This window comes from uncultured Stenotrophomonas sp., from assembly GCF_963519925.1.
GTDB lineage: Bacteria > Pseudomonadota > Gammaproteobacteria > Xanthomonadales > Xanthomonadaceae > Stenotrophomonas > Stenotrophomonas maltophilia_AE.
The window spans coordinates 1-6,851 of record NZ_CAUQPH010000170.1; the positions used below are offsets into that span (position 1 = coordinate 1).

Genomic DNA, 6,851 nt, shown 5'->3' on the forward strand with positions numbered 1-6,851 from the left:
CGCCGCCATCGTCGGCACGCTCGACCGCGTGCACTGGCAGTCGCCGCCGGCGCCGATCAAGGCTCCCGGCGACGGCGCGCCGATCGCGCTGCCCGCCGATGCCACGCTGCCGGCACGCGTACAGGCCAGTGCCAATGACACCAACCCGGCGAAGATTCCGCCGTTGTCGCTGGACGTGGCCGACCTGCAGTTCGGCAAGGCGCGGCTGGGGCAGGCGGTGCTGCGCACGCGGCCGTTCGGCAACGGCCTGAGCGTGGACCGGCTGCAGTTCCGTGCCCCCCGCCAGGCCATCGACATCCAGGGCCGCTGGCTGGGCATGGGCACCGCGGCCACTACCCATGTCGAGGTCAAGGTGGACAGCGAAGACCTGGGCGGGCTGATGCAGAACCTCGATTACGGCGGCCAGCTGCGCGGCGGCCAGGGCCAGATCACACTCGACGCCGGCTGGGCAGGCGGGCCGTCCGACTTCCAGCTCGGCGCGCTGCAGGGGCGGATGCAGGTCCAGGCGCGCAACGGCCAGCTGCTGGAGCTGGAACCCGGCGCCGGTCGCGTGCTGGGCCTGCTCAGCGTGACCCAGCTGCCGCGGCGGTTGATGTTCGATTTCCGCGATTTCTTCTCCAAGGGCTTCGCCTTCAACCAGGTCGGCGGCACGCTGGACTTCGCCGATGGCATGGCGACCACCGACAAGGTGCTGATTGAAGGACCGGCCGCCAACATCAGCATCCGCGGCCGCACCGACCTGCGCCGGCAGCAGTTCGACCAGACCATCGACGTCAATCCGCGTGCGGGCAACCTGCTCACCGTGGTGGGCGCGGTGGCCGGTGGACCGGTCGGCGCCGCGGTAGGCGCGGCGGCCAACGCCGTGCTGTCCAAGCCGTTGGGGCAGATCGGTGCCAAGACCTATCGCGTCACCGGCCCATGGGCCGAGCCCAAGGTCGACGTGATCGACCGCGACGAAGCGCCGCCCGCGGCCGCACCGGCCCCGGTGGTGCGTTGACGTTCCCCGCTTACCGCTCCATTTGCCGCGCCCGGCTTGCGAAGGCGGCCGGCGCCCATAGATCAGGATCATGACCGACAACGCACTCACCCTTGCCCACGACCGCCTGCTGCTGCCCGCCGGGCTCGACGCCGGCGGCCTGGAACGCACCTTCGGCACCCTGCTCGGACCGGGTATCGACTTCGGCGATCTCTACTTCCAGCATGCACGCCGCGAAAGCTGGAGCGTGGAAGACGGCATCGTCAAGGACGGCGCGCATTCCATCGAACAGGGCGTGGGCGTGCGCGCCATCGCCGGCGAGAAGACCGGCTTCTCCTATTCCGACGACATCCATGGCGACGCGCTGCTGGCAGCGGCGCAGTCGGCGCGCGCGATTTCCCGCGATGGCGGCGCGCAGCCGGCGCGTGCACTGGTGCGCGGCAACGCGCGCGCGCTGTACCCGGCCGTGGACCCGATCGACGGCATGGGCAATGAAGCCAAGGTTGAAGTGCTCAAGCGCCTGGACCGCTACCTGCGCGCGGCCGACCCGCGCGTGCAGCAGGTGATGGTGAGCCTGTCCGGCGGCGTGGACACGGTGCTGATCGCGCGCAGCGACGGCGTGCTGGCCGGCGACATCCGCCCGCTGGTGCGCCTGAACGTGCAGGTGATCGTCGAACAGCAGGGCCGCCGCGAGTCCGGTTACGCCGGCGGTGGCGGGCGCTACAGCTATGCCGAACTGTTTGCCGATGGCCGCCCGGAGGCGTTCGCCCGCGAGGCGCTGCGCCAGGCGCTGGTGAACCTGGAGGCGATCCCGGCCCCGGCCGGGGTGATGACCGTAGTGCTGGGCCCGGGCTGGCCGGGCGTGCTGCTGCACGAAGCCGTGGGCCATGGCCTGGAAGGCGACTTCAACCGCAAGGGCACCAGCGTCTACGCCGGCCGCATCGGTGAGCGCGTGGCCGCGCCCGGCGTGACCATCGTCGACGACGGCACCCTCGACGGCCGCCGCGGCTCGCTCAACATCGATGACGAAGGCCACCCGACCCAGTGCACCACGCTGATCGAGGACGGCATCCTGGTCGGCTACATGCAGGATTCGCTCAACGCGCGCCTGATGGGCGTGGCCCCGACCGGCAACGGTCGCCGCGAGTCGTTCGCGCACATGACCATGCCGCGCATGACCAACACCTACATGCGCGCCGGCCAGCACGACCCGGAAGAAATGATCCGCTCGGTCAAGCGGGGCCTGTACGCGGTCAACTTCGGCGGCGGCCAGGTCGACATCACCAGTGGCAAGTACGTGTTCTCGGCCACCGAGGCGTACCTGATCGAAGACGGCAGGGTCACCGCGCCGGTGAAGGGCGCCACGCTGATCGGCAACGGCCCGGAAACCATGCAGAAGGTGCGCATGATCGGCAACGACCTGGCGCTGGATGAAGGCGTCGGCGTGTGCGGCAAGGACGGTCAGAGCGTACCGGTAGGCGTGGGCCAGCCGTCGCTGCTGATCGACGGCATCACCGTGGGCGGCACCCAGGCCTGATCGCCGGATGCATCCCTCCTGCCTGCCCGGTTCAGTCGTCGCTGGCCAGTTCGTCGTCGTCGGCGTCTGCGCCGGCGGCGGTATCCAGGCCCAGCGCGGCCGGTACCAGCAGCCCGCGCAGCACCTGGTAGATTTCCCGGTACGCGCGCGGCGGCTTGTTCTTCGCGCGCTCGGCCTGGGCGTTGCGGACCAGCGTGCGCAGCTGCTGGCGGTCGGCCTGCGGGAATTCCTCCAGCAGCGTGGCCAGCGCCTTGTCGCCGTCCTTGAGCAGGCGCTCGCGCCAGTCTTCGGCGCGGTGCAGCGCGGCCACTTCGCGGCGCGAGGTTTCGCTGTTGGCGTCCAGCGCATCGCGGATCGCATCCAGCGTGGCGTCGTCCTCGCGGCGCATGTGCTTGGCCAGGAACGCCAGCTGGCGCTTGTGGGCGATATGCGCGGTGATCCGCTTGGCTTCGGCGATGTGCGGCAGCAGGTCTTCCGGCACCGGCACGCGGGCCAGCTGCGCCGGCGTCAGCGACACCAGCTTCTCGCCCAGGGCCAGCACGTCCAGCGCGTCGCGCCGGTTCTGGCTGCGGCTGATATCAAGGAATTCACCGGTTTCTTCGTCGCGTCCGCGCATCGTCTTGTTTCCACTTCCAGAACTGCGCCCGGCGTTGCGCCCGGCACTCACCCGTACAGGATAAAGCATTGAACGTGATCTCCCCTGAAGCGCCCGCCGCCGACGACAGCCTGCAGCGCCTGGAACAGCTGGCCGACATTTCCCAGCAGCTGCTGGCCCGGGCCCGTGCGATGGGCGCCAGCCAGGCCGAAGTCAGCTGCAGCGAAGAACGCGGCCTGGACGTGAACGTGCGCCTGGGCGAGGTCGAAACGGTGGAATCCACCCGCGACCGCGGCATCGCCGTGACTGTGTACTTCGGCCAGCGCAAGGGCAGCGCCAGCACCGCCGACCTGCAGCCGGCCAGTCTCGAGGCCACCGTGGCCCAGGCCTGCGCGATCGCCCGGCATACCGAAGACGATGCGGCCGCCGGGCTGGCCGACCCGGCGCTGATGGCGCGCGAGTTCCCCGACCTGGACAGCTGGCACCCGTGGGCGCTGCAGGCCGACCAGGCGGTGGACCTGGCGCTGGCCTGCGAGGCCGCCGGGCGCGACGCCGACGCCCGCATCAGCAATTCCGACGGCGCCTCGGCCGCCACCGCCACCAGCCTGTCGGTGTACGCCAACTCGCACGGCTTCATCGGCCGCGACCGCAGCAGCCACCATTCGGTGGGCTGCGCGCTGATCGCCGGACAGGGCGATGGCATGCAGCGCGACGGCTGGTACAGCATTGCACTGGCCCGGGAAGACCTGGAGGATGCCGCGTCGATCGGGCGCCATGCCGCCGAGCGCACCGTGGCCCGCCTGCAGCCGCGTTCGATGGCCACCGCGCAGATGCCGGTGCTGTATGCGCCGGAAGTGGCACGCTCGCTGATCGGCCACCTGCTGGGCGCGGTGTCGGGCGGGGCGCTGTACCGCCGGGCCAGCTTCCTGCTCGACAGCGTGGGCACGCAGCTGTTCCCGGACTGGTTCGCGGTGGAAGAGCGTCCCCTGCTGCGCCGTGGACTGCGTTCGACCGCCTTCGATGGCGACGGCGTGGCCACCCGCGATTCGGCGCTGATCGAAGCTGGTGTCCTGCAGCGCTACGTGCTGGGCAGCTATTCAGCGCGCAAGCTGGGCCTGGCGACCACCGGCAACGCCGGCGGCGTGCACAACCTGCTGGTGCGTGCGAGTGGCGATCTTGACCTCGCCTCGATGGCGCGGCAGATGGGCGAGGGCCTGCTGGTCACCGAGCTGATGGGGCAGGGGGTGAACGGCGTGACCGGCGACTACTCGCGCGGTGCCGGTGGTTTCCGGGTGGAAAACGGCGAGATCCAGTACCCGGTCGACGGCATCACCATCGCCGGCAACCTCAAGGACATGTTCGCGTCGATCGAAGCGGTGGGCAGCGATATCGATCGCCGCTCGCACGTGCAGGTCGGCTCGATCCTGGTGGGACGAATGACCGTAGCCGGTAACGATTGACGGCATCGATTGACGTATCCTGTGGCGGCTGCCTGGGCAGGCGGGGAGCCTGCCACGCACCACCCACACACTGGATAAGGAGTTTCACGTGAGCGAATTCGACAACGTCACCGCCCCGCCGCCGCCGCCGACCAGCGTCGGCCCGGTTCCCAGCGACCAGCGCACCATGGCGCTGGCCGCGCACCTGCTGGGCATCTTCACCTGGTTCATCGGCCCGCTCATCATCTGGCTGATCAGCAAGGACGACAGCAGCAAGGGCTTCGTCACCGACCAGGCCAAGGAAGCGCTGAACTTCCAGATCACCATCACCCTGGCGATGATCATCTGCTTCATCCTGATGATCGTGATCATCGGCGGCCTGCTGGCGCCGCTGGTCGGAATCCTCAACATCGTGTTCTGCATCATCGCCGCGGTGAAGGCGAACAACGGCGAGGCCTACCGTTACCCGTTCACCCTGCGCCTGATCAAATAATTCCTGTCCTGCAGGAATGCGAAAAACGCCCGGCAATGCCGGGCGTTTTTTTTGCTACCTACCGTCAGTGATTGCGCTCGACTGCCAAACGTCCCAATGCACGCAATGCATCGGCGCGCTCGTCGTACCCGGCAAGGCTTGCCTGCATCCGCTCGCTGAGTACGGCCAACTCGGCCTTCGCGCCGTCCATGCCCAACAATGCCGGGAACGTGGACTTGGCCTGCGCCTGGTCCTTGCCTGCCGTCTTTCCCAGCTGCTCGGAACTGGCTTCCACGTCCAGGATGTCATCGCGCACCTGGAAGGCCAGGCCCAGCGCGTTGGCGAAGTCGTCCAGCTGGGCCAGGTCGGCCTGCGCGGCGTCGCCGCACAACGCGCCCATGCGTACCGCCGCGCGGATCAGTGCGCCGGTCTTCAGGGCGTGCATGTGCTGCAGGTCGGCCAGCGGCTGCGCGTGGCCGGTGGCATCGATATCGAGGGCCTGGCCACCGCACATGCCGGCCGCGCCCGAGGCGTGGGTGAGCGCCTGCAGGCAGTGCACGCGCAGCAGCGGCGGCAACGCGGCGTCGGCGAGCAGGCCGAACGCGCGCGTCTGCAACGCGTCGCCGGCCAGGATCGCGGTCGCTTCATCGAAGGCGATGTGGGTGGTGGGGCGGCCGCGGCGCAGGGCATCGTCGTCCATCGCCGGCAGGTCGTCATGCACCAGTGAATACGCGTGGATAAGCTCGACCGCCATCGCCGGCGCGTCCAGCGCATCTTCGTCGGCGCCGAATATCTGCCCGCTGGCGTAGACCATCAGCGGGCGCATGCGCTTGCCGCCGCCCAGTACCGCATAGCGCATCGCCTGGTGCAGGCGCTGCGGTGCGTGGTGCGGCGGGGGCAGGCTGGCGTCGAGCTGGCTTTCGATGCGATCGCGCCAACGCGCGAACGTGGATTCAACCGTCATGGCTGGGCGGGTCGAACGGCTCGGCGGTGTCCGGGCGGGCGGGGTCGCTGAGCAGGCGCACGCGCAGCTCGGCCTGTTCCAGCGCCTGCTGGCACTGGCGGTACAGCCCGACCCCGCGCTCGTAGGCGCTGAGCGACTGTTCCAGGCTCATCTCGCCGGTTTCCATTTTCTCCACCAGTTGCTCCAGTTCTTCCAGCGAATGCTCGAAGTGGGCGACCGGGGAGGCGTCAGTGGGGGATTTCTTGGCCATGCGACAAGTGTGATGCGCTCGCCGCGGGGGGTCAATTCAGGCCGCGCCCGGGATCCAGCGCAGCTGCGCGCTGTGTTCATCCAGCCATTGCTGCAGCGGCGCGGCGATCACCCGGTCACCTGCAGCCTGCAGGGTGTCGCCCGCATACAGCAGCGGCAGCTGGCGGCGCTGCCAGGGCGGCAACCCACGCTGCTGCAGCAGGTCCTTGAGCGCATGGGTATGGCTGCGGCCCGGCAGCTGGATGCGCTCCCCGCCACGGCGTGCGCTGACCTGCACCGGGGTGGCCAGTCGGCGGCAGCCCAGCAGGGCCAGTTCACCCCCATCGGGCAGCGCCAACGGGCTGGACCCGTCCCAGTGCACGCTCCAGTCCAGCGGCAGGGCCAGCGCCATCGGCAGCAGGTACAGGTGGCCGCGCCACCGGCGGATGCGCACGCCCTGCCAGCTGAACTGCGCATCGGCGTCCTGGGTGGCGGGCAGCAGTTCGCGTTCGATCGCCTGCACTCCGGCCGCCGGCAGCGGGGGTTGTCCGGCACTGCGGACCCAGTGCCGCAGCAGCCGTGCGCGGCGTTCGCGCGGTTGCCGTTGCAGGCGCGCGCAGTCCAGCACGCCGGGCGAGAC

The 6,851-nt window shown here is 69.7% G+C and carries 8 protein-coding genes; 4 read left to right on the forward strand and 4 right to left on the reverse strand.

What is annotated here, in order from left to right:
* Nucleotides 1-997, forward strand: a 997-nt coding sequence (locus RWO33_RS18260) for an AsmA-like C-terminal region-containing protein (protein ID WP_314106642.1), incomplete at its 5' end; no start/stop codon positions are given.
* A gap of 70 nt (nucleotides 998-1,067) precedes the next feature.
* Complete coding sequence (gene tldD / locus RWO33_RS18265) at nucleotides 1,068-2,513, forward strand: metalloprotease TldD (protein WP_145479790.1); 1,446 nt, start codon at nucleotides 1,068-1,070, stop codon at nucleotides 2,511-2,513.
* Nucleotides 2,514-2,544: 31 nt separating this feature from the next.
* Here tldD and yjgA read toward each other — a convergent pair whose 3' ends face one another.
* The gene (gene yjgA, locus RWO33_RS18270) at nucleotides 2,545-3,129 is read right to left on the reverse strand and encodes a ribosome biogenesis factor YjgA (protein ID WP_314106644.1); all 585 of its coding nucleotides are present in this window, start codon (nucleotides 3,127-3,129) and stop codon (nucleotides 2,545-2,547) included.
* Between the two features lie 68 nt (nucleotides 3,130-3,197).
* On the opposite strand from yjgA, the gene pmbA reads away from it, so the two are divergent.
* Nucleotides 3,198-4,568 (forward strand): metalloprotease PmbA, encoded by a 1,371-nt coding sequence (gene pmbA, locus RWO33_RS18275; protein WP_314106645.1) that lies wholly within the window; start codon nucleotides 3,198-3,200, stop codon nucleotides 4,566-4,568.
* Nucleotides 4,569-4,656: 88 nt separating this feature from the next.
* Nucleotides 4,657-5,040: a DUF4870 domain-containing protein gene (locus RWO33_RS18280; RefSeq protein WP_145479796.1), complete on the forward strand. Its 384-nt coding sequence runs from the start codon at nucleotides 4,657-4,659 to the stop codon at nucleotides 5,038-5,040.
* A gap of 64 nt (nucleotides 5,041-5,104) precedes the next feature.
* Here RWO33_RS18280 and RWO33_RS18285 read toward each other — a convergent pair whose 3' ends face one another.
* From RWO33_RS18285 to tilS, 3 genes are all read right to left on the reverse strand, one after another.
* Complete coding sequence (locus RWO33_RS18285; RefSeq protein ID WP_314106647.1) at nucleotides 5,105-5,983, reverse strand: farnesyl diphosphate synthase; 879 nt, start codon at nucleotides 5,981-5,983, stop codon at nucleotides 5,105-5,107.
* Entirely contained in the window at nucleotides 5,973-6,233 is a 261-nt protein-coding gene (locus RWO33_RS18290) for an exodeoxyribonuclease VII small subunit (RefSeq protein WP_145479800.1), read from the reverse strand. Before RWO33_RS18290 ends, RWO33_RS18285 begins: the two co-directional genes overlap by 11 nt.
* Nucleotides 6,234-6,269: 36 nt before the next feature.
* The coding region (gene tilS, locus RWO33_RS18295; protein WP_314106649.1) for a tRNA lysidine(34) synthetase TilS at nucleotides 6,270-6,851 on the reverse strand (582 nt) is incomplete at its 5' end.

What these genes read in the sequence shown, in the direction of transcription:
- tldD (WP_145479790.1), top strand. Translation starts at nt 1,068, where the DNA reads ATGACCGACAACGCACTCACCCTTGCCCACGACCGCCTGCTGCTGCCC.
- yjgA (WP_314106644.1), bottom strand. Translation starts at nt 3,129, where the DNA reads ATGCGCGGACGCGACGAAGAAACCGGTGAATTCCTTGATATCAGCCGC.
- RWO33_RS18285 (WP_314106647.1), bottom strand. Translation starts at nt 5,983, where the DNA reads ATGACGGTTGAATCCACGTTCGCGCGTTGGCGCGATCGCATCGAAAGC.
- RWO33_RS18290 (WP_145479800.1), bottom strand. Translation starts at nt 6,233, where the DNA reads ATGGCCAAGAAATCCCCCACTGACGCCTCCCCGGTCGCCCACTTCGAG.